The sequence below is a fragment of the Treponema pedis genome, assembly GCF_017161325.1.
Lineage (GTDB): Bacteria > Spirochaetota > Spirochaetia > Treponematales > Treponemataceae > Treponema_B > Treponema_B pedis.
Map to the genome: position 1 here is coordinate 909,129 of NZ_CP045670.1, position 26,294 is coordinate 935,422.

General features: G+C 37.4%; 26 protein-coding genes and 1 pseudogene. 10 read left to right on the top strand and 17 right to left on the bottom strand.

Features of this window, described 5'->3' with window-relative positions; translation table 11 throughout:
* The first annotated feature begins 107 nt into the window (after positions 1-107).
* Positions 108-428, top strand: a complete 321-nt coding sequence (locus DYQ05_RS03910; protein WP_252723501.1) for a YbaN family protein — start codon at positions 108-110, stop codon at positions 426-428.
* Here the strand turns inward: DYQ05_RS03910 and DYQ05_RS03915 are convergent.
* Both DYQ05_RS03915 and rsmI read right to left on the bottom strand, forming a co-directional pair.
* A complete protein-coding gene (locus DYQ05_RS03915; RefSeq protein WP_024465360.1) occupies positions 425-706 on the bottom strand; it encodes a flagellar biosynthesis anti-sigma factor FlgM in 282 nt (93 codons plus the stop codon). The two genes, DYQ05_RS03910 and DYQ05_RS03915, sit on opposite strands and share 4 nt — an antisense overlap.
* 74 nt (positions 707-780) lie before the next feature.
* Positions 781-1,452 (bottom strand): 16S rRNA (cytidine(1402)-2'-O)-methyltransferase, encoded by a 672-nt coding sequence (gene rsmI, locus DYQ05_RS03920; protein ID WP_024469065.1) that lies wholly within the window; start codon positions 1,450-1,452, stop codon positions 781-783.
* Between the two features lie 117 nt (positions 1,453-1,569).
* On the opposite strand from rsmI, the gene DYQ05_RS03925 reads away from it, so the two are divergent.
* The 3 genes from DYQ05_RS03925 to recG all read left to right on the top strand — a co-directional run bounded on the left by DYQ05_RS03925 (position 1,570) and on the right by recG (position 5,110).
* Positions 1,570-2,211: a hypothetical protein gene (locus DYQ05_RS03925; RefSeq protein ID WP_206183881.1), complete on the top strand. Its 642-nt coding sequence runs from the start codon at positions 1,570-1,572 to the stop codon at positions 2,209-2,211.
* Between the two features lie 70 nt (positions 2,212-2,281).
* The gene (locus tag DYQ05_RS03930) at positions 2,282-2,965 is read left to right on the top strand and encodes a 5'-methylthioadenosine/S-adenosylhomocysteine nucleosidase family protein (RefSeq protein ID WP_206183882.1); all 684 of its coding nucleotides are present in this window, start codon (positions 2,282-2,284) and stop codon (positions 2,963-2,965) included.
* A gap of 93 nt (positions 2,966-3,058) precedes the next feature.
* Positions 3,059-5,110, top strand: a complete 2,052-nt coding sequence (gene recG, locus DYQ05_RS03935; RefSeq protein WP_206183883.1) for an ATP-dependent DNA helicase RecG — start codon at positions 3,059-3,061, stop codon at positions 5,108-5,110.
* A 149-nt stretch (positions 5,111-5,259) separates the two neighbouring features.
* Here recG and DYQ05_RS03940 read toward each other — a convergent pair whose 3' ends face one another.
* From DYQ05_RS03940 to nox, 8 genes are all read right to left on the bottom strand, one after another.
* Complete coding sequence (locus DYQ05_RS03940) at positions 5,260-6,168, bottom strand: GTP-binding protein (protein WP_024465365.1); 909 nt, start codon at positions 6,166-6,168, stop codon at positions 5,260-5,262.
* A gap of 58 nt (positions 6,169-6,226) precedes the next feature.
* Entirely contained in the window at positions 6,227-7,282 is a 1,056-nt protein-coding gene (locus DYQ05_RS03945; protein ID WP_020964632.1) for an NAD(P)-dependent alcohol dehydrogenase, read from the bottom strand.
* 59 nt (positions 7,283-7,341) lie between these two features.
* On the bottom strand, positions 7,342-8,334 hold the full coding sequence (locus tag DYQ05_RS03950; protein ID WP_206183884.1) for an ABC transporter ATP-binding protein: 993 nt from the start codon (positions 8,332-8,334) through the stop codon (positions 7,342-7,344).
* Entirely contained in the window at positions 8,327-9,424 is a 1,098-nt protein-coding gene (locus DYQ05_RS03955) for an ABC transporter ATP-binding protein (protein ID WP_252723502.1), read from the bottom strand. The genes DYQ05_RS03950 and DYQ05_RS03955 overlap by 8 nt, the downstream gene beginning before the upstream one ends.
* Positions 9,424-10,350 (bottom strand): ABC transporter permease, encoded by a 927-nt coding sequence (locus DYQ05_RS03960; RefSeq protein WP_206183885.1) that lies wholly within the window; start codon positions 10,348-10,350, stop codon positions 9,424-9,426. Before DYQ05_RS03960 ends, DYQ05_RS03955 begins: the two co-directional genes overlap by 1 nt.
* 1 nt (position 10,351) lies before the next feature.
* Positions 10,352-11,290, bottom strand: a complete 939-nt coding sequence (locus DYQ05_RS03965) for an ABC transporter permease (protein WP_206183886.1) — start codon at positions 11,288-11,290, stop codon at positions 10,352-10,354.
* Between the two features lie 74 nt (positions 11,291-11,364).
* Complete coding sequence (locus tag DYQ05_RS03970) at positions 11,365-12,252, bottom strand: fructose bisphosphate aldolase (protein ID WP_194076257.1); 888 nt, start codon at positions 12,250-12,252, stop codon at positions 11,365-11,367.
* A gap of 118 nt (positions 12,253-12,370) precedes the next feature.
* The gene (gene nox / locus DYQ05_RS03975) at positions 12,371-13,705 is read right to left on the bottom strand and encodes a H2O-forming NADH oxidase (protein ID WP_041610121.1); all 1,335 of its coding nucleotides are present in this window, start codon (positions 13,703-13,705) and stop codon (positions 12,371-12,373) included.
* A gap of 184 nt (positions 13,706-13,889) precedes the next feature.
* Here nox and DYQ05_RS03980 point away from each other — a divergent pair, with 184 nt between their 5' ends.
* Positions 13,890-14,531, top strand: a complete 642-nt coding sequence (locus DYQ05_RS03980; RefSeq protein ID WP_024467317.1) for a hypothetical protein — start codon at positions 13,890-13,892, stop codon at positions 14,529-14,531.
* Positions 14,532-14,605: 74 nt separating this feature from the next.
* On the opposite strand, the gene DYQ05_RS03985 is transcribed toward DYQ05_RS03980, so the two are convergent.
* The 6 genes from DYQ05_RS03985 to DYQ05_RS04010 all read right to left on the bottom strand — a co-directional run bounded on the left by DYQ05_RS03985 (position 14,606) and on the right by DYQ05_RS04010 (position 17,671).
* Positions 14,606-14,869, bottom strand: coding sequence for a Txe/YoeB family addiction module toxin (locus DYQ05_RS03985; protein WP_024469427.1), 264 nt, complete (start codon positions 14,867-14,869; stop codon positions 14,606-14,608).
* Positions 14,866-15,147 carry a type II toxin-antitoxin system RelB/DinJ family antitoxin gene (locus DYQ05_RS03990; protein WP_206183887.1) on the bottom strand — a complete coding sequence of 94 codons (282 nt, stop codon included), beginning with the start codon at positions 15,145-15,147 and terminating at the stop codon, positions 14,866-14,868. The genes DYQ05_RS03985 and DYQ05_RS03990 overlap by 4 nt, the downstream gene beginning before the upstream one ends.
* A gap of 20 nt (positions 15,148-15,167) precedes the next feature.
* Positions 15,168-15,431, bottom strand: coding sequence for a Txe/YoeB family addiction module toxin (locus tag DYQ05_RS03995; RefSeq protein ID WP_206183888.1), 264 nt, complete (start codon positions 15,429-15,431; stop codon positions 15,168-15,170).
* A gap of 3 nt (positions 15,432-15,434) precedes the next feature.
* Positions 15,435-15,701: a type II toxin-antitoxin system RelB/DinJ family antitoxin gene (locus DYQ05_RS04000; RefSeq protein WP_206183889.1), complete on the bottom strand. Its 267-nt coding sequence runs from the start codon at positions 15,699-15,701 to the stop codon at positions 15,435-15,437.
* Positions 15,702-15,815: 114 nt separating this feature from the next.
* Entirely contained in the window at positions 15,816-16,763 is a 948-nt protein-coding gene (locus tag DYQ05_RS04005; protein ID WP_206183890.1) for a TraB/GumN family protein, read from the bottom strand.
* 14 nt (positions 16,764-16,777) lie between these two features.
* The gene (locus DYQ05_RS04010; RefSeq protein WP_206183891.1) at positions 16,778-17,671 is read right to left on the bottom strand and encodes a DUF2156 domain-containing protein; all 894 of its coding nucleotides are present in this window, start codon (positions 17,669-17,671) and stop codon (positions 16,778-16,780) included.
* A gap of 113 nt (positions 17,672-17,784) precedes the next feature.
* Here DYQ05_RS04010 and DYQ05_RS04015 point away from each other — a divergent pair, with 113 nt between their 5' ends.
* From DYQ05_RS04015 to DYQ05_RS04035, 5 genes and pseudogenes are all read left to right on the top strand, one after another.
* Positions 17,785-18,720: a hypothetical protein gene (locus DYQ05_RS04015; protein WP_194076249.1), complete on the top strand. Its 936-nt coding sequence runs from the start codon at positions 17,785-17,787 to the stop codon at positions 18,718-18,720.
* Positions 18,721-18,738: 18 nt separating this feature from the next.
* Complete coding sequence (locus DYQ05_RS04020) at positions 18,739-18,972, top strand: PspC domain-containing protein (RefSeq protein WP_020964647.1); 234 nt, start codon at positions 18,739-18,741, stop codon at positions 18,970-18,972.
* Positions 18,973-19,082: 110 nt separating this feature from the next.
* Positions 19,083-19,523, top strand: coding sequence for a flagellar export chaperone FliS (gene fliS / locus DYQ05_RS04025; protein WP_024465801.1), 441 nt, complete (start codon positions 19,083-19,085; stop codon positions 19,521-19,523).
* Positions 19,524-19,532: 9 nt separating this feature from the next.
* Positions 19,533-20,006, top strand: a complete 474-nt coding sequence (locus DYQ05_RS04030; RefSeq protein ID WP_024467312.1) for a hypothetical protein — start codon at positions 19,533-19,535, stop codon at positions 20,004-20,006.
* 153 nt (positions 20,007-20,159) lie between these two features.
* Positions 20,160-23,817: pseudogene (locus DYQ05_RS04035) on the top strand (SNF2-related protein).
* 150 nt (positions 23,818-23,967) lie between these two features.
* Here the strand turns inward: DYQ05_RS04035 and DYQ05_RS04040 are convergent.
* On the bottom strand, positions 23,968-26,055 hold the full coding sequence (locus tag DYQ05_RS04040; protein ID WP_206183892.1) for a methyl-accepting chemotaxis protein: 2,088 nt from the start codon (positions 26,053-26,055) through the stop codon (positions 23,968-23,970).
* Between the last annotated feature and the right edge of the window lie 239 nt (positions 26,056-26,294).

A 26,294-nucleotide genomic window follows, 5' to 3' on the forward strand; every position in this document is an offset into this window, starting at 1 on the left:
AAATAATTTGAGGTTAAAACGATACGGTATGAAAATTATAAAGTATTTATGGATTTTTTTAGGCTCTGTGTTTATGGCATTGGGAATTTTTAGGTATATTTTTACCTATGCTGCCTACAACTCCGTTTTTTATCGGAACTCTTTTTTGTTTTACGAAAGGCTCTGAAAAACTAAAAAATCGGTTTTTAAAATCGCGGATTTATAAAAGACATTTACGGGATTTTGCCGAACATAAAGGAATGTCGCTAAAAAATAAAATAATTATTTTACTTTTTGCTTCAGCGGTATTAAGTACGGCTTTTTATTTTTCAAACAACTTATATGCCCGCATTATGATAACTTGTATTGCGGCTCTAAAATATTATGTATTTATTTTTAAAATTAAAACAATCTCTTTAAAACCGGACGAGCGGCAATTATTAGATTAAAACCCGAAAGCATCAAGAATTTTATCGGCAGTTGCATCTAAAACCTTGTCCATATAAGCAGGGTCTTCAAATTTCTTCATAATTTCCGCTATTTTTTCCTGTCTTACATCGGGTGCAGCTTTTACGGCTTCCATGGCAATATAAATTTCCGATAGTTTTTGCGCTTCGGGCGATAAACTGATAGAATCGGACGATTCTTTTTTTTCCGCGCGCTGCGTTTTTTGAGTGTTTTGCAAGTTTTTAATCGGATCAATACCATGTAATTTTTCTATCATCATATTTTCCTGCCTTCTTAACCGATTATCGGCTAAAATGATTAAAAAGTTAAGGTTTTATAGAAATAAAACGCAATTTATTCCGTTAAAAATGATTTTCCTGTAACAAAAACCGCAAATTCTCCTTTTATTGAAGACCGTTGTTTAAAATTTTGTAAGACCTCGCTTGCAGAACCTTTAACAACCTCTTCATGAAGCTTTGTCAGTTCCCGTCCGATAACAACCTCTCTTATGCTATCTATTTCGGCAATATCAGTCAAAAGCTTTACAATTCTGTACGGAGACTCGTATAATACAAACCCTGCCCCGAAATCGAAAAGCTCTTGCAGTCTTTTTTTTCTTTTTCCGCCCTTGGGCGATAAAAATCCTTCAAAAACGACCGTTTTATCATAAGCTCCGGCAACACTTATAATAGCCCCGAATGCGGATGCTCCGGGAATAGGCACTATTTTATGACCGGCTTCTCTTGCAGTTCTTACTAAAATTGAGCCCGGGTCGCTTACGGCGGGAGTTCCGGCATCGCTTGAATAAGCAATATTGTTTCCTTCATCTAAGAGCTTGACGATTTTTTCCGCAGCGGAACCTTCGTTGACGGCTCTACAGGAAAGAAGCGGCTTACTTATTTCATAATGAGTAAGAAGAGCCCTCGTACGGCGCGTATCTTCGCAGGCTATATAATCAACGTCTTTAAAAGTCTGCAAAGCTCTAAAACTTATATCGCCTAAATTGCCTATAGGCGTGGCAACAATAAATAAAACTCCCACACTTTATTATAACATACAATGTTATATAAAATCAAGAGGTTTTTTCTTTCCATAACAATATTACCCCTTTTCTACTTATAAAAAAAATATTATAATTGCTATATGAATTCAGGAATTTTTATTGCGGACAATAGGTTAAAATTTTCTTTAGAGCTTGCGGGGGTTTTGCGAGACAGAGGTATTAAAGTGTGCTTAAGTGCGGAAAATAAGCCTGAAGGAGATGCGGGAATTACTACTGAAATTGAATGGAACCGTTCGTCTCTTTTTTCACTCCAAGCCTTACCGCTCCAGTTGAAAAATATAAATATTTCACCGGATACATCTATTATTATTTTTGACGGAGCCGCTTATTTAAGGCTTTATTCCAACACCGATGCCGTTTCGATAGATAAAACTATCGGCGACTTGGTTTCTGCAAATGCGGCGCTGGCCCTTGTTTTAAAAAATTATTATGTCAAAAAAGGACAGGGCAGGCTGATTTTTATTCACCGTGATGTAGACTCGCCTTGCGGAAATCAAAGTGTGTCGGCGGCGTCAGCCGCATTTACGCGTATTGCGGAAGAAACGGTTGATGCCGTAAGAAAAACGGAATTACCCGGTATTCAAACCTTGCTCGTAAAATTGGAAGGTTTTGAAGATGAAGTTTTTGCCGAATGGATTGCCGCTCAGTTGGAACTTCCGGTTTTAACCCGTAATCCGGGGCGTTGGGTAAAAGCCGGTCAACGCAGTTTTTTCGGAAAATAATCAAGTAAAAACATTTCCTTAGCACTAGGGGAAAAGACCGATATTAACATTTGTTTATAAGGATAGGTTAATGAAAAAAGCGGGAATACTTGTTGCCGTAGAGATGAAAGCTATAATAAAAAAATACGGTAAGGCTAAAAAAACAGTAAACATACGTAATTTTACGGTTCCTGTGTATGAAATAGGAAATTATGAGCTTTTTGTTTTATCTTCGGGAGCCGGAGAAATTGCAGCCGCTGCGGGAACTCAATTTTTAATAAGCGAATGCAAGGTTGAAGTTGTTTTTAATTTCGGCATTGTCGGCGGTTTGACGGAAAGTATTTCCGAACACAGGGTCTGTATAGTAAAAAATGTAGTGCATTATGATTTTGATACTTCACAGGCGGATACTGCGGAAACGGGAAAATATGAAATTTATCCGTCCATTTATATCCCCGCAACACCTGCTCTCATAGAAAAAGCGGTTAAAATTATGCCCGATTTAATTCCCGTAACTTGTGCCTCGGGGGATAAATTTATCGCAAATCCCGAACAAAAACAATTGCTGCATAAACAATTTAATGCCGATATATGTGAAATGGAAGCGGCGGGAATAATTCTTACCTGTAATATGAATAAAATTCCGTGTATGCTTATAAAAATGGTTTCCGACGGAATTAACGGCGGTGCGGAAGAATTTTATAGAGAATTTGATAATGCTTCTATGCATTGCCTTGATATAATAGATACGATTATCAGAAGTTTGGACGATTAGATTTTTTCGTTCACTTTACACTAAATATTAAACGGGTAATAATTAGGATATTCTCCAATTGCAAATTACCCGAACTTTTGTTAAAATAATCTTATGCTTATTTCCGAAATTACCGCTTCCGTAACAAACATTGCCGGAGTGGGCAGTGCCGTAGCAGCCCGGCTAAAAAAATTGGGTGTTGAAAACATAGGTGAATTATTGCGTCTTTTCCCGCGTGATTGGGAAGACCGCACCAAGATTCATTTTTTTTCGGACTGGAAAAAAGTGCAAAAAATAAATGTTCCCGTAATGATTATAGGCCATCAATGGTTCGGTTTTGGAAAAATGCGTACGCTTAAACTGATTGTTGCCGATAAGGACGGAGCTAAGGCAAGTTTAATTTGTTTTAACCGTCCTTTTATGGAAAAAAACTTTCCTGTAGGAACGGACGGAATTGTTTACGGCAGTTTTTATTATAAATACGGAGAACTGCAATCATCTTCTTTTGAGCTTGAAAAAAACGAAAATGCGCCTGCAAAAATTCTTCCGGTTTATCCTCTAACGGCGGGATTGGGGCAGTCAAAACTGAGAAAAATCATAAATTCGGCATTAAAAATTTATGCACGCGGAATAAACTCCGAATTGCCCGAAGAGATTATACAAAAATACAACTTGCCTTCTAAACAGGAAATTTTATTTTTACTTCATACACCGCAAACGCTTCAAGACACGGAGCGCGGAAAATACGCTTTAATTTTTGAAGAATTTTTTATTCTTCAATATGCAGTAGGAAAGCGTTCTCTTGAGCGGCGCGGGAGATTGCCCAGCCTTGAAGAAGAAAAAAAGTTTGAACAAAATATAAAAAAAATCCCGAGTTTTACCGTCTTACAAACACAGTTTTTAGATAGGCTTCCTTTTAAACTTACCGAAGACCAGCTTACCGTAACTGCCGAAGTTAATTCGGATTTGGACGGTATAAACCCTATGGCTCGTCTTATTCAGGGCGATGTAGGCTCCGGTAAAACTCTTGCGGCGTTTTTAGCCTGTATAAAAATTATCGAGCAGGGCGGACAGGCTGCGTTTCTTGCTCCCACTGAGTTGCTTGCGCGACAACATGCGGAAAATGCGGCCCGTCTTTTAGAGCCCTTAGGTATAAGGCTCGCCTTTTTAACCGGTAATGTAAAAGCAAGGGGGCGGAGTAATTTATTGCGGGAGCTCGAAAACGGAAATATTGATTTAATTATCGGAACACATTCTCTTTTTTCCGCAGGTGTAAATTATAAAAATTTGCGGCTTGCGGTAATTGATGAACAGCACCGCTTCGGAGTTTTGCAGCGTTCCGCAATTATTCAAAAAGGAATTGAAAGCAGGGACAATGCCGAAAGGGGAAGCGGTATTGAAAAAAAATCTCCGCATATTTTAATGATGAGCGCCACGCCGATTCCCCGTACGCTTGCGCTTTCGGTTTTCGGCGATTTGGATATTTCTACAATCCGTACAATGCCGCAAGGCAGAAAGCCGGTTATAACATACATTGCAGGAGCCGGAAAGGCGGAACGGGTGTATTCATTTATAGGCGGCGAAATTTTAAAAGGAAGGCAGGCTTACTTTGTATATCCTTTGATTGAAGAAAATGAAGAGCTTTCCTTAAAATCGGCGGAACGTATGTTTGAGGAGCTGAAACAAAGTTTTCCTTCTCACAAGGTTGCGTTAATTCATTCTAAAATAGCCGAAGAAGAACAGCGCCGCATAATGGAAGAATTTCGGTCCGGGGCAATAAGCATTTTAACGGCAACCTCGGTTGTAGAAGTCGGAGTTGACGTTCCCAATGCAACTTGCATAGTTATAGAACATGCGGACAGATTCGGTCTTTCCGCCTTACACCAAATGAGGGGAAGAGTAGGACGAGGCTCGGAGCAGGCCTATTGTTTTTTGCTTTACGGAAAAAATTTAACCGAAAACGGAAGATGCCGTCTTACTATAATGAAGGAAACAACCGACGGATTTAAGATTGCCGAAGAAGATTTAAAACTTCGCGGCCCCGGCGACATAGGAGGCGTTGAGCAATCGGGATATTTAGGGTTTAAATACGCCGACCCCATACGCGATTATAAAATTCTTCAAACGGCAAGGGAAGCAGCCTTTGAATTACTTCAAAGACGATAGATTTTTTATTCGTGCGGAGAGTTTAATCCGTTACCGGACTTGTAAACAGTACTCCGATACTTTTAAGCAAAGCAAACGGGCTTAAACCCTACCTGCGATTCATTTTAAAATCAACAACCTCGCAAACTTTTAAGGTGAAATTATTGATTTTAAATATAATCCTTCGGAGTTAAAAATTCTTTTAATTCTTCTTTTTTTAAAGCTTTTCCTATAAAGACTGCCTTTGCTTCCGGCATAGGGCTGCAAGTTTCTATATTGTATTCGGTATTTACTATATCGAACCTTGCCCACTGCCCGTTTATCGGGACATATCCTTTTGCCCTATAGACAATTCCGAAGTGTTTATGTAAAACCGTAACTAATTTTCCCATAAGTTCCTCAACCGAATGTATACTGATACCTCTAAGCGTTATGTTTTCCAAATCCGGAAGTTCCGTTTGTACTGGATTTTCAATTTTTATATTACTTTTTGTATAAAACGAATGTAAAAGACTTCTCATCAATTCATCATATTTTCCCGAATACGGCTCTAAAATAATTTTTGCAGCCGGGTTTATATTACCGAGAACCGCACAGGCGCGCTCCGTTTCCTCCTTTGTTTTTCCTTCGGTTTTTGAAAGAATAAGGTAAAAAGCATTTTTAATTTGGTCGGTATAAATTTCATTAAATACTTTAAGATATTCATCGATACAATTTATATCGATTACGGTAACGGGTTCAAGCAGTCTAATTCTATCGTACTCTATTTTTGCAATGTTTGAAATTACCGAACTTAACATTCCGATTCCGGTAGGCTCCACAATGAGATATTCGGGATTTACGGTATTTGCAATCGTCAAAATAGATGAAGCGAAGTCCGATTTTAATGAGCAGCAAATGCAGCCGTCGGTTAATTCCCAAACTTTTAAACGGTCGTTTTTTAAAATATCACCGTCAATGCCCGCTTCTCCGTATTCGTTTTCCATAACGGCAAATTCGGTTTTCGTTCTTTGCGAAAGCTCTCTTATAAAGGTCGTTTTTCCGGCACCTAAAAAGCCTGACACGATAAGTATTTTCATGGTACGTGTTTGTTTAAAATTTTGCAGGTGTAAAACACCTGCAAAATTTTATATGGGATTAGATAATGACAACCGGTTTAATCAGGTCGGCGGGCTTATCCTTCATTAAATAAAGGGCTTTTTCGACATTTTCAAATCCGTTAAATTTATGGGTAATCAATTTTGAAAGGTCTAATTTTCCGATAGCAACAAGACTGCTTAATTTTTCCATTCTCAGTCTTCCGCCCGGCATAAGACCGCCGTTAATTTGTTTGTGCCCCATTCCGACACCCCATTCGACACGCGGAATTTTTACGGAAACACCGGAGCCGAGGTAGTTTACGTTTCCGATTTTTCCGCCCGCTTTTAAAGCTTTTACCGCTTCTTCAAACGTATCGACGGTGCCTCCTGCAATAATAACCTTGTCCACACCCTTTCCGTGAGTCAGGTCTAAAATCTGCTTATCTATGGGGCCGTTTTTATAGCTTATAATATCGGTTGCTCCGTAAAATTTTGCGGCTTCAACACAATTCGGACGTGTTCCTACGGCATAGATTCGCGAAGCTCCTCGTAAATTTGCACCTGCAACGGCCATAAGTCCTACAGGGCCTATACCGATAACCAAAACCGAATCTCCGTATTGAACATCGGCCAATTCCGCTCCGTGAAAGCCCGTAGGAACCATATCCGAAAGCATAGGAGCATGTTCGATTTTTATCCCGTCGGGAATGAGGGCAAGGTTTCCGTCCGCATCGTTTACGTGAAAAAATTCACCGAAAACGCCGTCTTTAAAATTGGAAAATTTCCAGCCTGCAAGCATTCCGCCCGAGTGCATGGAATATCCGCCTTGTGCTTCAAGCGAATTCCAATCCGGCGTAATCGCCGGTACCAAAACCTTATCGCCGACTTTAAAGTCCTTTACCAAAGAGCCTACTTCAACAATTTCACCGCAGCCTTCATGTCCTAAAATCATATTGCGGCGGTCTCCGATTGCACCCTCCCACACAGTGTGAATATCCGATGTACACGGCGCAAGGGCCAAGGGTTTACAAATCGCATCTAAGGGGCCGCAGGCGGGCGCCGGTTTTTCAATCCAACCTGTTTCTCCCAATTTAATCATAGCAAAACCTTTCATAAAAACCTCCTGATTATTATTTTATTATACAATAAGTAATTCTGTCAATATAAAAATTTTTACATATATAAGTTGCAGGCAACAAAATGCCCTGAAGAAATTTCTTTAAGAACCGGATTTTTAATTTTACATTCTTTAAGAGCTTTGGGACACCTCAGAAAAAAGCGGCAGCCTTCGGGTTTCGTGTTTCCCCTTTCGAACTTATCGAAGATAAATTTTTCGGAATTTAGAGAATCTTCTTTAAAATGAATACGTCTTGCCATCATCGGGTTTTCAATATCGGTGCTCGGAATTGCCGAAATTAAAATTTGAGAATAGGGGTGAAGCGGATTTTTATAAAGCTCCGTACTTTGAGCGAACTCGGCAATTTTTCCCAAATACATAACTCCTACCTTATCTGAAATATATTTTACAATCGATAAATCATGAGCAATAAAAAGATATGTCATATTAAATTCTTTTTGCAATTTTACAAGCAAATTTATAATCTGAGCTTGAATCGAAACGTCAAGAGAAGAAATAGGTTCATCGCAAACAACAAAATCGGGTTTTACAGCTAATGCACGGGCAATCCCTATCCGCTGTCTTTGTCCTCCTGAAAATTCATGAGGAAATCTGTCGGCGTGTCCGGCGGAAAGACCTACCGTTTCCAAAAGAGAGTAAACGGCGCTTTCTTTTTCTTCTTTTGTTTTATACATTTTATGAGCTTCCATTCCTTCGGAAATAATTTGTGAAATCGTCATTCTGGGATTAAAAGAAGAATACGGGTCCTGCAAAATAATTTGAGCTCTCTTTTTAAATTCATGCAATTCTTTTTTTGAAGCTTTAACTATATCCGTTCCGTCAAACAAAATACTTCCGCCGTCAGGCTTGTATAAGCCTAAAATAGTTCTTCCAAGTGTTGTTTTTCCGCAGCCCGATTCTCCTACAATCCCGACCGTTTCTCCGCGGTTAATTTTAAAACTTATATCATCGACGGCATAGACACATTCGCGTTTTCCGGTGTTAAAATATTTTTTTAAACCGTATACTTCCAAAAGAGCGTTATTCATTTTTCGAAGTCCTTTCGATATTTTCGTTTATATGCGTTATTTTTTCGGAGGTTTTAGTCCGTTTCGGGCTGTAAAAAGTATTTCCATGCTCTGCGGCGAGGGTGTTTATTGTTTTTGCCGCAGGGTGCTCAAGCCAACATGCCGCGAAATGTTCTTTATTTATTTTAATTTCTAAGGGTTTCCGCTCAAGACAAATTTTCATACATTTATTACAGCGGGGAGCAAAGGCGCACCCCCTTATTTTTTCCAACATATCCGGATGACCGCCTTCCGGTGCATATAGCTTTTTTTCTTTTAACTGTTCAATTGAAGGGACGGAGGCGAGCAGGGCTTCGGTATAAGGATGTTTATGATTTTTAAAAATATCGGAAGTTTTTCCGCGCTCAATTATTTCTCCTGCATACATAACTTGAATTCTGTCTGCAATTTCAGCGGCAACACCTAGGTCGTGCGTAATTAATACAACGGCGGTTTTTGTTTCTTTTTGAATTTTTTTAATAAGCTCCAGTATTTCCGCCTGAATTGTTACATCAAGGGCTGTTGTAGGTTCATCGGCAATTAAGATTTTCGGGTTACATACCAATGCAATTGCAATCATAACTCGCTGACGCATTCCTCCGGAAAATTCATAGGGATATTGTTTTAAGCGTTTTTCCGCATTAGGAATTTGTACAAGTTCTAAAATTTTAACGGCTCTTTCTTTAGCTTTACTTTTGCAGATTTTTTCATGAATTAAAATACTTTCAATTATTTGATTGCCTATTGTCATTGTGGGGTTAAGATAGCTTAAAGGGTCTTGAAAAATCATTGAAATTTCGCCGCCTCGTATTTTTTCCATATCTTTTTCCGAACATTCAAGTAAATTTTTTCCTTCAAAAATAATTTTGGAATTTTCAGAAATGCGGGTTTTCTTACCGGGAAGGAGCCTTAAAATGGAATGAGCGGTAACGCTTTTTCCGCAGCCGGATTCACCTACTATAACCAAGGTTTCGTTTTTATTTACGGTAAATGAAACTCCGTTTACGGCGTAAATTGTACCTGCATAAGTTTTAAAAGTAACCGCTAAATTTTCAACATTTAATAAACTCATTATTTATATTTCCTTAAATGCGGGTCCATCGCGTCGCGTAAGGCATCTCCGATAATTTGTAAAGATAAAATCGTTAAGCTGATAAAAAGACCCGGAAAAAATAATTGATACGGATAGAATAACATTGAATTTTTTGCATTTGAAGCCAGCACTCCCCAACTTGTATGCGGCGGCTGAACTCCCAAACCTATATATGACAAAAAGGCTTCACCGAAAATAAAGGACGGAATATTAAAAGTTACGGCTACAATCATAATGCTTATCGTGTTCGGAAGTAAATGTTTTATAATTATCTTAAAAGAACTTGTGCCTAAAGCTTTAGCTGCTAAAACGAAATCCTGATTCTTAATTTGCAAAACCTGTCCGCGTACAAGCCGTGCGGTAAAGCACCAACCGGTAATTGTCATTGCAAGGATAATCGAAATAATTCCTTTTCCGAAAACAAGAGAAATAAGAACGGACACTATTAAATACGGAATACTCGAAAGGATTTCCACTATGCGCATCATAATTATATCGGTTTTACCTCCCGCATAAGCCGAAATACCTCCGTAAATAAGTCCTATAGTCATATCTATTGCAGCTCCTATTACGGCAATAAAAAGTGAAATTCTTCCTCCGGCACATATTCGTGTAAATAAATCTCTGCCTAATTCGTCCGTACCGAACCAAAATTGCAAAGACGGGCTTAAATTTTTGTTTTTTAAATTTCCCTCGTTTACGGAATATCCGCTTATAGACGGCCCTGCAAGACAAAGTAAAACTATCAGTCCTAAAACCGCACAGGAAAAAAGAGCGCTTTTACTGCGTTTAAACCGCCGTCTTACATCTTCCCAAAAGCCTATGCTAACTCTTACGGATTGAATTTCTTTTTTGCAGGGAGTTACAAATTCAAAATCGGCGGTAGAAAATTCTTCGTTGTTCATTTTACATTTCTTTTTTCAGTTGAGCTTTAATACGCGGGTCGATTAAGGCATAAGCAATATCGACAATAATAAGAGAGATGATATATAAAAAAGAAATAAAAACAGTTTGTCCCATTACCATTGTATAGTCGCGCTCGGAAATTGAATGTACAAAATAGGAGCCCAAGCCGGGAACGGAAAATATATTTTCAACGATAAAGGTTCCGGTAAAGGTAAATGCAATTTGAGGGCCGAGCATTGTTATAACGGGCAAAGATGCATTCCGTAAAATATGACTTCGGATAATTTTATTTTTTGAAGCGCCCTTTGCACGTGCGGTTAAAATATATTCTTTGTTAATAATATCCAAATAGTTTGAACGCATATAACGGGAATACTTTGCAATGGGGCCTACAGTAAGGGCGATTGAAGGAAGAACGGTATATTTAAAACTTCCCCAGCCCGTAATCGGCAAGAGGTTGTATTTAATGCCGAAATAATACTGAAGTAATTGAGCGATAACAAAACTCGGAATGGAGATACCTGCAACCGCAATTAAAATAACCGCATAGTCAAATTTTTTTCCCCTGTTTGCAGCAGCTGAAATACCGAAACTTAAACCTATTGTAACGCCCAACAACAGGGCTTGAAGTCCCAGTAAGGCTGAAACCGGAGCATGTGTTTTAATAACATCTGTAACCTTTCTGCCGCGGTAATATAAAGAAGTTCCCAAATCGCCGCGTGTAAATAAATTTTTCCAAAATATAAAATATTGAGCGGTAAGAGGTTTATCGAAACCGTACTCGGAATATAATTCCGCACGGCGCGTTTCCGGCAGGTTTTCGGCTATTGTTTCTATAGGATTTCCAGGAATGATACGGACAAGAAAAAAAGTAATACTTGCAGTTATAAACATTGTAAGTATACCGTATAAAATACGCTTAATTATAAATTTCAGCATAGTAAGGTTTATTGAATTTAAATATATAAGCAGGGCAAAACGGTAAGGGGATAAACCCCTTACCCGATTTTATTTTATGTTATAGAAGCTTCGTAAATACCTTTAACGGTTGTTTCCAATATCTTATCAAATTCGCTGTCGCTTTGTTTTGCATACAAGCCTTCTGCAAGAGCTCTGGAAAAACTTGCAATTATACCGCGGTTTTTAGCCAAAAGCTCATTTGCCTCTTCTCTGGAATAGCCTCCCGAAAGAGCGACAACTCTTACAACTTGGGGGTGTTTTGTAAATTCTTCATAAAGATTTGCTTTTGTAGGAATTGAAAGTTTAAACATAACGAGTAAATCTTTAGGTAATGTTTTAAGATGTTCCGACAATTCCTTTTTTAAAATTTCTTCACATTCCGCCTTATCGGGAGATTTTATATCTACTTCCGGTTCGATAATGGGAACAAGACCGGCTTTTGCAATTTGAATGCCGAGTTCAAACTGTTGATTTACAACGGCTTTGATACTTGCAGGATTTGCCTTTTTAATAACCGAACGCATTTTTGTTCCGAATATATGTTTTTCTACGGCATGTTTTAATAATGCATCGAAATTCGGTATCGGTTTCATAAGCTGAACTCCGTCTTTTTCTTCGGCAAGTCCCTTATCCACTTTTAAAAACGGCAAAATTCTCTTTTTTTCCCATAAAAAATCGGCAGTAGGTATTCCTTCAATTTCGCGTTCCATTGTTTGCTCAAATAAAATAGCTCCTAAAATTTTATCGGAATTAAAAGCCTTACTTGTGATAATCCGCGTTCTCATCTTATGAACTAAATCAAACATTTGTTCTTCATTGGAATATTCCGTTTCCGCAACTCCGTAAGCAGCTAATGCTTTTGGAGTGCTTCCTCCGCTTTGGTCTAAGGCTGCAATAAAACCCTTATCGTTTTTCATACGTTCCAATTTTACGGTATCCATAAATAACTCCTGAAAATAAATTAAAATCATAATTTAATTTTATGACGGTTATAATTATAACACATCTTTTTTGTTACGCCTAGCAGGTATAAAAAAAGGGGCTTAAGCCCCCTTTTTTTTATTTAGCTGTAATAGCCGCCATTGTGATATAGTTATACGGTTTATTAAAATGCGGTAAAAAGAAAATATCCAAAAGTTTCAGTTTATCGATAGTTACTTTTTCCTGAATTGCAAGCGAGAACATATGAATACCCATAGACATATCGTAAGTGGAAGCCATTTGCGCTCCTACAACCGCACGGGTTTTCCTGTTGTACACAATTCTTAATTTTACGGGAGGATTATCGGTTTCCATAAATTCCGGCCTTTGTAAATCGGTAAAATCGGTAAATTCCACATCAATACCCAGTTTTTTCGCACGTTCTGCGGTAATGCCGGTTGAAACCATTTTTAAATCGTAAATATTTATTCCGTTGGAACCTTGAACGCCGATACTGTCTAAGGCAATACCCGAAGCATTATGTGCAGCAACCACGCCGCTTCTAACTGCATTCGTTGCAAGAGCAATATAGGATTTTTCACCGATAGAATTGTCCAAAACTGTTGCGCAATCTCCTATTGCATATACGTCTTTAATGCTTGTTTCCTGCTTTGTATTAACTAAATAAGCGCCGTTTTTAAAGGTTTCAATATCGTTTTTGCCTAACTCGGTATTGGGGCGGAAACCTATACAGACTACTACCATATCGGCAGGATATTCTTTTTTATCGGTAACTACGGCTTCTACCTTGCCCGTACCCTTTAGTTCTTTGACGGTTTGATTATAAGCGAGTTCAATTCCGTGTTCTTTTAAATTCTTATCCATCATTTCGGTAAACGGTGTATCATAATAATTTGAAAGACTTGTGGGCATAGAATCGATAAGCACTACATTTTTATTGTGTCTTTTAAATGCTTCCGCCAATTCTACACCGATATATCCTGCACCGATAACCGCTACATTTTTAATGGCGGGATTTTTAAGTTTTTCTATAACGGTTTGCGCATTTTGGAAGATTTTAACTTGTTGAACATTTTCCAAATCCATTCCTTTAATGTTGGGAAGAATGGGGAGAGAGCCCGTTGCAAGAATTAACTTATCGTAAGATTCTTCAATTGAGGCTCCGCCTTTTACCGCGCCGTACACAACTTTTTTCTTAAAGTCGATTTTGGTAATTTCGGCTTCCATTGTAACCTTTGCACCCTTTGCTTCAAGTTTTTCTTTACTTGAATAAAAAAGTCCTTCGGAACCCCTAATTTGTCCGCCAATCCAAAGAGCCATTCCGCAGCCTAAAAAGCTGATATTGGTATTCCTATCGAATACTATAACTTGATTTTCTTTTGAAAGGTCGGTTAAAAAATTGATTGCCGCCGTTCCTGCGTGGTTTGCACCGATTACTACAATTTTACTCATATTAAACTCCTTAGCCGGAAACAATGTAAATTTCAAGATATTTCCGACCTTTATATTATTGCATAGAATTCTTAATTTGTAAAGAATAATAAGAATTTAATTTATAAATTATGGAGTGCTTGTATAAGTCTTATTTTAATGCTATTCTCAGTTTTAACAATAAAAATATCGGGGTTAAAATACTATGAAAAAATATTTTTCTTTTTTCGGAATTTTGGTTTCAGTTCTCAGCTTTACGCAATGTGCTTTTTTAAATTCTCTTGTTAAGGAAAACAGGGAACTTATTAAGCAACTTAAAGATTCCGATTTACAAGGTCATACCGTAACGTGGCTTATTTTTGCAGATGAAAGCAATGCTCTTAAATCCGCAGCATATAAAAAGGCTGCAAGATATTATCAAGAAAAATCTTCACAAGCAGGATTTAACGATAAGCTGCAAATATTGGTAGTTTCCGAAGGTATAGAAAAAGCTATAAAAGAAAAAGTAAAAGAAGCGGGTTTTGACGCCGATTGTTTTCCTCTCCGCTGGAACGGAGATATAAAAAATAAATATAATCCTGAAAATAAAAAGAATTATTCCGTATTTTTCGATAAAAAGGGCAGAAGACTTTTATGTTTAACGGAAGATTGGTCTTTTGAAAATTATGAAGGGTTAAAGGATTATGCAATTGAAGCTGCGGGTTTACAAAATGTTTCCGATTTAAAAAATCCGATAAACCTTTTAAATGCTTTTAATAAACTTAAAAATGATGAAATATTGGATTTTGTATCTTCAGCGCTTACTTTTACGGTAAAAGATTTATTATATAAATTTGTCGCCGAATAAAATTTATTTATATAATATTAGCTTTACGGAAACAGCCTTAAGTGTTATAGGCTTTAGATAGGAATATAGCCGTTTTATTTATCTTTGTAATGATTTTTGCATTGAATAATCGTAAGGGTGTCATCTTCAATTACGTAAATAAGGCGGTTTTTCTTATCGATTTCGCGGCTCCAAAGCCCCGTAAGATTGCCTTTTAGCGGTTCGGGGCGTCCCAGCCCTTTATTTCCGTTACGGGAAATGTCTTCAATAAGTTTATTGATTTTTTTTAAAGTTTTTTTATCCTGTTCCTGCCAATATTGAAATTGCTCCCATGCCGATTCATCAAATTGTATTTTCATTTTTCCATTGCCCGCAATTCTTCCATTGTTTTGGTAACGAATTTTAATTTACCCTCATCATAAAGTTTTTTTATTTTTTCCAAATTGCGGATATTTGCTTCGTTGTAGAAATCGTCGTCTTTTACGTTAAGCTCGAAGGGGATTTTTCTGTCCGAAATAACCTTTTTTGCGAACACGTTAAAAGCCGCATTTACGGAAAGTCCTATACTTTTACAAATTTGAGAAAATTCGGTTTTATCCGCATTGTCCATTCTGATAGTTATATTCGTTTGTGCCATAGTTTTACTCCTAAAATATTTTATTTATCTTTGTAATGATTTTTGCATTGAATAATCGTAAGGGTGTCATCTTCAATTACGTAAATAAGACGGTTTTTTTTATCGATTTCGCGGCTCCAAAGCCCCGTAAGATTGCCTTTCAACGGTTCGGGGCGTCCCAGCCCTTTATTTCCGTTACGGGAAATGTCTTCAATAAGTTTATTGATTTTTCTTAAAGTTTTTTTATCCTGTTCCTGCCAATAAAGATATTGTTCCCATGCCAAATCCGTCCAAAGTCTATTCATAGTTTATACCTTAATGAGTTCATGCGGCGTAAGTTTTAGTTTACCCTCATCATAAAGTTTTTTCATTTTTTCCAAATTACGGATATTTGCTTCGCTGTAGAAATCGTCGTCTTTTACGTTAAGCTCGAAGGGGATTTTTCTGTCCGAAATAACCTTTTTTGCGAATACGTTAAAGGCCGCATTTACGGAAAGTCCTATACTTTTACAAATTTGAGAAAATTCGGTTTTATCCGCATTGTCCATTCTGATAGTTATATTCGTTTGTGCCATAGTTTTACTCCTAAAATATTTATATTAATTATACGGTATTTGCACATAAATTCAAGTGCATTAGTATATATTTGCACATTATAAGAGGTTATATAAAATAGTAAAAGTCAAGTCTTATTTCAATATTCCGTTTTTACGCATTTGCTCGAATACGCTGTCCTCCCCTAAAAAATGGGCGGCTCCTGCAAACACAAAGACGGTTTCTCCTGCGTTTAAATAATCGGCAAATTTTTCAGCCCAAAGGATATTTCTGTCTTTTAAAAGAGCGTCTATAAATTTACGGCGGCTTTGATTTGATGCTTTTTGCGGAACGGACATCATTTCCATAAGCATTTTTTCTATTTCGCTTCTATTGTTACTTAAATAAGATTTTTTTAATTTTTCAATTTGATTTATACCCTTATCCGGATTTTTTAACTCTTCTATAGTATCGTTTAAAATATCAAGCTGCTCTTCAAAGGTGCCTAACGATAAAATTTTCAACTGCGAAGCGACATCTTCCAAGCCTTCGATTTTTTTATCTTTTGCACGGGTCATAAGATATAAGTCTATGCTTTCCGCACTGTTAAGGCCGGCTTTTTGATATATGAGCTCCGTTACACCTACAGTTAAAACCCACGGGTCAAGCATAAAAAGAACGTTTGCTCTTTCTTCTCCGAATTCGGTTTTTAAAAGCTCCGCATCTTCTTTCGATAAAAAATTTTGCAGATTTTTTTCAGGTTCCATATTGATATGGCTGAGTATTTTCCGCTGCATTTGTGCGGGAACGGACATCATCTCTTTCAATCCCCCGATTTCGCTTACAAGTCTGCCTGAGGAATCGAAGGCTTCCAAAATTCTTTCTTCCAGCGGAAAAAAGTTGCGGTCTGCAAAATGAATTGTTCCTAAAATAAAAATCGAAGCATTATCTTTTTTTATTTCCCAAAACATTCTTTCGGGGTGTTCGATTAAAACAGCTTTTACATTATGTTCTTCTTTTTTGTCAGAGGTTGCACAGCTTATAAAAACACAGGTCAATACAATTGCAAAAAGAATTCTTTTAAAAAGGTTAAAGTGTTTCATAGTTTCTCCTATATTTAAGTATTGGTTATTTTATATTTTTTTATAAATTTTACCGGTCGGTATGTCATTTTTGCCTGTCTGAGACCCTCGTCTCCCAAGTCCTGTTCTCTGTTTATAAATTCGATATATTCGGGTAAATATCTTGCAAAAGCATAATTTATATACTGAAAACTTCCCTTATATGAGGCATCGGCTTTTTCAAATAAGATAACCGCCGTTTTATTATTTTGAGTAATTTCCGCAATAGTCCACGCTACAGGTTCATTCCAAACATATAAAACAATACCCGGCATTGCCGACCGCGGGAATATATCAAGTGCGTCCAATGCCGCATAATAATCGGAATTTTCAGGGGTTTTATCGGTAAGCGATTCCGCCCAAATTTCCAATATTTTTCTTGCGTCATCTATATTTTCCAAGGTAAGGGGTTCAATACGGATATTTTCATAGGTTTTTTCAAATTTATTTATATGCGTTTTCTTTTTGTGAAAATCTTTTCCTGCAAGTTCGGCAAGATTTTTTCTTAAATAAATATAGTCGAAGTTATCCCTATCCTCTTCGATTTTCAGATTTTTAAAATAGGGAAGCTCAAATACTGTCCGGTTATTATCCAAAAACGATTTTGAAAGAATCGTCCAGTTTTTGTACTTTTCTAAAAGCTCTTTTGTTATTTCTACATTTACGGTACAGCACGGAGTTATAAAAAAAGGCTCTCCCTTATATTCTCCGGTTATAATTAAGAGCTTTTCGGTTTTTGAAATTCTATATTTATACGTTTCTCTAAAAAGATATAAATTCATAAATGTGAGTTCGGAAATTCCGTCCGGTAATTTTCTCAAATAAAATTCTATTTCATTTTGCATATCGACGGAAATCCGGGCAAACTCAGGGTATTCTGGAATATTCATAGATATATCCTACTGCTTTTAGTCGAAAACGGCAATAGGTTTAAACGAAATAATTTATATGCAGTTGTATTTTTTAAAATTTATCTGTATAATATTTATACGGAGGATTTTAAATGAAGAATCTATGTTTAAAAATATTCGTACTTGCAAGTTTTGTAAGTTTTATGTACGGCTGTAAAACGGCTCCCGCCTCTCCTGCAAAAAAAACATCCGGCTCAGGTAAAATTGCCGTAAAATCGGTAACGTGGATAATTGAAAATCTTGATACATCAATTTGGAACGGCACGTTAAAAACCGGAGGACAAATGTTCGTAAGTTTTTTTATTTCTTATTCGGGTTCGTTTAATACGTCCGATATAGAAAAACTCACTGTAGAATCTCCTGAGGATATGTGGATTCTTAACTCGGCACAGCTGGAAAAAATTACCGAAATAGATGATAATTTAAAAATTGCCGCCGTTAAGCGTTTACAATGCGGCGAAGGAAAAGGTGCGGTAGCTTTAGGTAAATGGAAAGTAATGCTTACCGATACGAGCGGCGGTGTATATGAGCAAATGCTTGATATAACAGGTTTTGAAAAAAAGGCGGAAGATAAAAAATCCGAAGAAAATTCCGCGAATATTCTTGAAAAAAGCGGAAAAGAAGAGGTAAAATTCATTGTTCCGTCAAGTTCCGGAAAAAACGAAATTGCAGCTTTGGCAATGCCTATAATAAAATCGGTTTCCAGAGATGAAAATTCGATTGAAATTTTCTTTTCGGTAAATGACGGCAGAATTAAAAACGGATATTTTTGGTTCGATGTTCCCGGCGAAAAATATTATAAAGACTCCGGGTCTATGATAGATGCTTCGGGCAATCCGGTAAACGGCTGCCGTGTATTTTCTACAGACGGAAAGGATTGCCGCTATATTTTGCGTAAAGATGCCGATAATGCGGAGTGGTTCGATAAAATTACCGCCTGTTTTTTTGTTGTGTCCGATACGAACCGGGTATCTTCTCCTTGGGAAGAAAGAAACAGAACGGTTAGCGCAAAAGCGGAAGTAAAATAATATATTCGGAGAATTAAAATGCGAAAGCGATTATATAAATCTTCACAAAATAAAAAAATATGCGGTGTGTGTGCCGGTCTGGCGGATTATTTTGACATTGACGTAGTTTTAATACGTATTATTTGGGCCGTAGCCGTTTTTGTTTTCGGAAGCGGTATTTTGGTATATATAATTGCCGCAATTATTATGCCTTATGACACGGACATAAATGACGGCGATAATACGGAGTATGAATACGCTCCTAAAGATTAAAGTTTAAAGCCGGCGTTGACCGGCTTTTTTACTGTATTTATGCTAAAGCTATTTTTTTTTCTGCCGATAAACGAAACGAGTTATGTTTATTTATTATACGGAGGGTGGGTATGAGCTATAACAGTCAAGCGGTTGCGGCATATAAAGAAGTCAAAGTAAAAACCGCAAGTCAGGGGTCTCTTATTTTAATGCTTTACACTGAAGGAATTAAGCAAATAAATTCCGCAATAGAAAAAATGAGAGTTCCTAAAATCCCTGCAAAAGATATAGAAAAAATCAACAATCACATTTTAAAAGCTCAAGATATTATTACCGAGCTTATGGCTTCGCTTGATTTGGAAGCGGGCGGAGAAATCGCTAAAAATCTTCTTTCCATTTATTCTTATTTTAATCAACAATTATTAACGGCAAATTTAAAAAAAGATTATAAACCCCTTCTTGATGTTAAAACGATGATGGAAGAATTGGAAAAAGTATGGAGCCAAATTATTTCTACACAACCGGCTCCCGCCAATGTTTCCGCCCCTGTAGGCATAAATATTGCAGGTTAGGAGATTAAAATGAAAAAAGAATTGACAAAAAAAGAAGTTGAACAGCGCGTAGCCGTTTTAAAGCGGTTTAAAGAGCTTTTACAGGACCAAAGAAAAAAATTCAGCGAGTACCTTATTGTACTTGAAACCCAAGAGCGGTGTATCGGAGATGAAAACATAGATGCAATCGTTCATCATACCGAACTTGAACAGGAAATTATAGGAGATATTTTTACTATTCAAAAAGTTATCGACCCTATAGAAAAAATGTATAAATTCGGTTTGCCTGAAAAAGAAGATGATGAAGTTATACGCTTAAAATCGGATTTGGATAAACTGCAAGCCTGTGTTTTAACTCAAAACAAAAAAAACAGGGAGCTTTTACAATCCCGTATGACGGTTTTAAAACAGGAAATTATTTCTATGAAACCGGTTTATACATTTACATCTACAGCTTTTAGAGAAAAAGAGCATTCCGCCGCCGTTATAGATATAAGCGTTTAAATTAAACTTAAACCGTAAAAAAGCCGGTTAAAAGGACTCGAACTTCGGCGGAAATCGGTTATTGTAATACCCTATTGTTAGGCTTTACCTTAAAAGAAAAGTTTATTTTATAAGATTGTAATTAGCTTTCTTTTTTGTTATACTTATTTTTATATGACAAGAATAAATTACGGAACGACGCCTTGGGGTGAGTGGTTTTTGGATATGCTTAAATCTTACGACGATTCCGGGCGGCTTTCCCGCGGTAAAACCTATGCCAATACGGGAAAGGTAACCTCGCTTGTCGTAAAAGAGCGTACAGTCGCCGCAAAGGTTAAGGGAAACTTTTCGCCGTGGTACCATGTTTATCTTAAATTTCCCCCTCTTTCCAAAACCGGTGAAAAGGCAATAATCTCGGTTTTGGAAAAAAAATCCCATTGAACTTGCAGGATTGCGTGCAGGTATTATGAGTCCCGCTTTAATCGAAACTTTAAAGAAAAAAAAAGTCCGACTTATTCCCGCCCGTTGGAATTTAATTGAACGGGAATGCACTTGCCCCGATTACGGAGACCCGTGTAAACATATTGCGGCGGTTCTTTTTTTGCTGGCAAAAGAAATCGACCACGACCCGCGCCTGTTATTTAAACTTGCAGGGTTTGATTTATCTTCCGTAAATACGCCGGAAGATTTTACGGAAACTCAATTTGTCCCGTTACAGGAGCAGCCCGTACCGCTCGCTTTACGTAAAACACGGTTAAAAAAGACGGGTTTGAAAAAAAATACAGCCGAAAACGGCGGAATAAAAACAGCCTCTTCAAGCGTTTTTGACCTTGAAAATGATACGGAATTTAAGTCCGAAAAACCGCTTCGCTTTGAATTGGGAGAATCATACCTTCCGCTTATTACAAACATCTTACCCCCGGAGCCCGCATTTTCTTCTTCAGATTTTATAATTAAACTGACGGAATTTTACCATAAAGCGGTGTTTAATTACGGCCTTAATATCTATGAAAACGAAGCGAAAAAAATAAAACGTTCTTATTTACAATTTAACGAAAAAGAAAATCCTATAAATCCGTACTTGTTTTCAACAATAAAAGTAAATACCGACAATCTTAACTTAAACGATAACGAATTTCCCCTTAAGCCTAAAACTTATGTTACGCTTAATATTCAGACTGCGGAACAAACCGCACTTACGCTTACTCTTTTGCAAGCTGCGGAGCTTTTTGAAGGACGAACGGAAGGCGTTGAAATAAGCGGGAGCTGTAAAACCCTTCTTTCATTTTATGCTCTTACAGGAAAACTGATTCAATCTTCCGCATTTATACCGGCGGTTTTTACGGTAAAAAAAAGGTTAAGCATATTTTGGAAGCCGCTTTCTTCTTCATCTGAAATAAAAAAAGATATTGAAGCCTTTGCGGCCTGCCTTACGGAAGAATTTTTCAGCCCCGTAAAAGTTTGGGGCAAGCTGTATTGTGCGGAACTTTTACTTACGGCCTTTTTAACCGAATATGCTTTTTCGCTCAAGTTTATGCCCAACCGAGCTTATTCAAAAGATAAGGAAACGGATTCACTCTTTTTTTCGGGTATGGAAGCTGATATAAGTATTCCGGGTAACAGAAATTTGGATACGGTTATTTACTCGTGGCTTTCGGTTTTAAATTACGGCAATTGCGGTTATGAGTACAGGCTTACTCTTTCTCAAATTAAAGAAGGGGAAATGTTTTCGCTTTCCGCCCTTGTCCGAAAGCTGCCCGAAAATAAACCGGAAGAACTTGAAGAACAAACTCCTAAAGATTATGCCGAAAATTTTTCGCTTAAAGCGGAGTACATTCCGCCGCCCTTTGTAGAACTTAATGTTGCCGCAAAAAATTCCAAAACACCCGATGAACTTTTACGCTTTCCGGCAGCTCTTGCAGCATATCTTCCTTCTCTTTCTATTCTTGCCGCAAAAAAATCGGTAATACTTTCGCTTGAAGATACCGGCTTATTTTTACAAAAATCCGCAAAACTTTTGCAGCGTTTCGGAATCGATATTGTCCTTCCTAAAAGTTTAAAGACGCTTTTGCTGCCCAAACCGGTTATAAAAGTAGAAAAGGTAAAGGGAGCCGGTAATGTCGTATCGTTTTTAAATATGAACGATATGCTTGAATATGACCGTGCCGTTATATTAGGCGATACCGTTTTAAGTTATGAAGAATTTAAAAGTTTGTTTGAAAAAAAGGCGGGACTTGTAAAATTTAATGATGAATTTATTTTGCTTAATCCCGAAGAAGTTGCAAAAATGCTTGAAAGGTTTGAAAACCCGCCTGAAAAAAGCGAGGTTTTACAGGCATTTTTTTCAGGTGAAATTGTATGTTCAAAATCGGCAAAAGAATTGCTTGATTCCGTTTTTAAAGAAACCGATATCACCGTACCGCATAATTTAAAGGCGGTGTTACGTCCGTATCAGGAAAAAGGATTCCGCTGGCTTTATGCGAATATAAAAAGCGGATTCGGTTGTTTGCTTGCCGACGATATGGGGTTGGGAAAAACGGTGCAAATTATAAGTCTTATTTTAACTTTTAAAAATTCGGGAGAGCTTGATAATCCCGTTTTGGTTATAGCACCTGCAAGTTTACTTTTAAACTGGGAACACGAAATTAAAAAATTTGCACCGAATCTTTTAATTTCAGTGTATCACGGTAGTAAAAGAAAATTTAAAAGAAATGCAGACGTAATAATTACGACTTATCAAATAATACAAAAAGATGTGGAAAAAATAAAATCCGAAAAAATTTTTTGTATTGTTTTGGACGAGGCTCAGGCAATTAAAAATTCGGGGTCAAAAAAATCGAAGGCAATTAAGGCGATAAAAGCGGGCGGAAAAATTGCATTAACCGGTACCCCCGTAGAAAACAATCTTGAAGATATGCGCTCCATTTTCGACTTTTTCTTTCCGGGTTATTTAGGCACCGCCGACGACTTCAGAAAAAAATGGCGTATTCCCATTGAGCTTCATAATTCACAGGAAACGGCAAAACGTTTAAAGCAAATTACGGCACCCTTTTTAATGCGGCGGTTAAAAACGGATTCCGCCGTAATTTCGGATTTGCCCGATAAAATAATTACAAACCAATATTGTAATTTGACGGCGGAGCAATTGGCCTTATATGAGAATTTAATTGAAACCGAGTTAAACAAGGTTATAACCGCCGAAACGAAAACGGAGAGACAAGCTTATATGCTTAAACTTTTAACGGCACTAAAACAAGTATGCAACCATCCGCGCTCTTATGATAAAATAACTCCTCCCGAAATGCTGCGTTCCGGCAAGACAAGCGCCGTTATAGAATTACTCCGAGAAATTTTACGTGCGGGTGAAAAAACTTTAATTTTCAGTCAATATGTAGGAACGCTGGAAATTTTAGCTGAAATTATAAAAAGCGAATTACATACCGGCGCTCTTATGCTGCACGGACAAATGCCCGCCTCGAAACGGAAAAAAGCGGTTGACGAATTTCAAAACAATCCCGCATACAGAATATTTTTAATTTCTCTTAAAGCGGGCGGCACGGGTTTAAACTTAACGGCGGCAAATAGGGTAATTCATTTTGACCTTTGGTATAACCCCGCAGTCGAAGACCAGGCTACCGACCGAGTTTTCCGCATAGGGCAGACACGAAACGTTTTTGTACACAGATTTATCTGCACGGGAACCTTTGAAGAAAAAATAGATGCAATGATTCAAAAGAAAAGAGAAATAAGCGGTATGAGTATTTCGTCGGGTGAAACGTGGATTTCAAAATTAAGCAATGAGGAATTAACGGCATTATTTAAAAGGGAATAAGGGACAGGAGGCTTAATTGTAAAGGAAAGTTTAAGCCGTCCCGGGCTTTGTAAACGGTATCACGGTGCTTTTAAGGGGATTTTAAACGGAACAAAGCGGTTTTTATGTAAACACGGGACACCTTTAAAAAAAGGCGTCCCGTAAAAATTTTTATACTTTAAATCGATTAACTTCTTTTACCAGATTTTCAATACTGATTTTGTTCTTTTGAGTTATCTCGTTTACTTCCTGTACGGCATTGTTAATTTGAATTGCGCCTGCAGCCATTTCGTTCATACTGTCGGTAATGGAGCGGGTCAATCCGTCAAGTTTTTGCATTTCCTTGGCGACATTCTCACCGCCTATAAGCATTTCGGCGGAGCCCGCGTTTACTTGGGCCGTAATTGCATTAATATCTTCTATTGCCGTTAATACTTCTTTACTGCCGTTTTCCTGTTCTTTCATTGCTTCCATGAGCCGGCTGCTCATACTTTTTACCTCATCCGACAAACCGAAAATTGCGTTGAATTTTTCTTCAGCAGTTTTTGCCGAACCGGAAAGTATTTCAATTTCTCCGGATAAGGTTTTAAGCGTTGAAGTAATTGTTTTTCCCTGCATGGAAGACTCTTCCGCAAGTTTTCTTATTTCGTCCGCAACAACCGCAAAACCCTTTCCGGCTTCGCCCGCATGGGCGGCTTCTATTGCGGCATTCATTGCAAGCAAATTGGTTTGACTTGCTATATGTTGAATAACGGAGCTCGCTTCCAATAAGCCTCCCGATTCTTCTGCTATTTTTTGCGTTACGCTATTGGATGTCGCTATCGTCTGTTTTCCGTCTTCGGTTGCATTGCTTAAATTCTTTATTACATCGTTTGTTTTTTCAAGAATTTGCGTAATTGAACTTATGTTGGCAACCATCTGTTCTATTGCGGAAGAAGATTTTGCAACGGATAAGGTTTGTTTTTCTATATTTGTGTTAAGCTGTCGGATTGTCTGAATTATTTCTTCTATAGTTGAAACCGTTTCCGTTACGCTTGCGGCTTGAGTTAAAGCCTGATGTTTTACTCCTTCTATATTTGCACTTATTTGATGTACCGCACCTGCGGTTTCGGTCATATTGCTTGCAAGTTCTTCCCCTATATTTTTCATAATATCCGCATTGGTACTTACTTCGTGAATCGCTTTTCCGATTTTTTCGATAGTTTGATTAAAATATCTGGATAAATCGGTAATTTCGTCATTTCCCGAAACGGGCAATTGAACGGTTAAATCTCCTTCGCCGTGAGCTATATCGTTTAAAGCGTTTACGGCTCCGATTATCGGTTTTACGAGTATATGGGCTACAATAAAGACTATAACAAGGGTAAGCAATAAAATGAACAGTCCTAAAATATATATCGAATTTCTTAATACGGATATTGCACCCATAACATCGCTGACGGCGGAGCCTATAATTATACGCCAGTTATTGGATAACTTTGCATATCCTACTATAATTAAACCGCCGTAGTCGTAATACCCTACGGAATGAGCATCTTTAGTTAATATGGATTCCAAAAATGCGGCTATTGATACGAATTCGGGGTTTTGTTTTGCTTCTTCTATCAGGTTATACCGCGCGGTTACCAAGTCCATGTTTCTGTCCGCAATAATAATGCCTTTTGCATCAAACATAGAACATTCGCCGCTTTCGCCTACCGTAATGTCCTTTATAATATCCGAAAGCCAAAAGCCGCTGATAGTTGCCGCCAATACCGACATAATATTATGATTGTCATCGTAAACGGGAACCGAAACAATCATTATGACGTTTTTATCCGGTTCCGAAACGAGAGGTTCGGAAATATAAGGTTTACCGGCTTTTGCAGATTGAAACCATGTGAAGTTACCTGCAAAGGCGGTATAGCCTTCCGATGTATAGTAATAACCGTTTATATCCGCTATTTCCAATTTATTTATATCTTTATTAAGAGATGCCTCTTTATTTAAAACGGCGATTTTTTCTTTATATGTCATATCGGCATTTAAAAGAATCTTCATACGCGCCATACCCTGAAGGAATTGAACCAAAGAAGTAATTTTTCCGTCGATAATTTCCGCAGTATCTTTCGCTTTTTCACTAAGATACAATTCAACTTTTTCCGTAAGAGCTTTTTTTGAGATTTGTAAAGTTAAAAGTCCCAGTGTCAATATTGATGTGATGATTAAAAGACCGAAAACGATAAGCAGCTTTAAGCGAATAGTAAAACGCTTTTTCATTATATTCTCCTTAATTATAGATAACCTTATAAACAACACCGGAAGTCGTAGCCGAATTTTTTGCAAAAAGAATTTGCATATTTAATTTTCAGATTATTTTACCGGAGTTTTTATATTTTTCACTCGGATTATTTTATACTACTTTAAAAAAGAATACAAGATAGAAAATGATAGAATTTTTAAATTAAAGTAAATTGTAGGGGCCGACAGTAAAAAAAACGGCATAGCGGAAAAAAGGG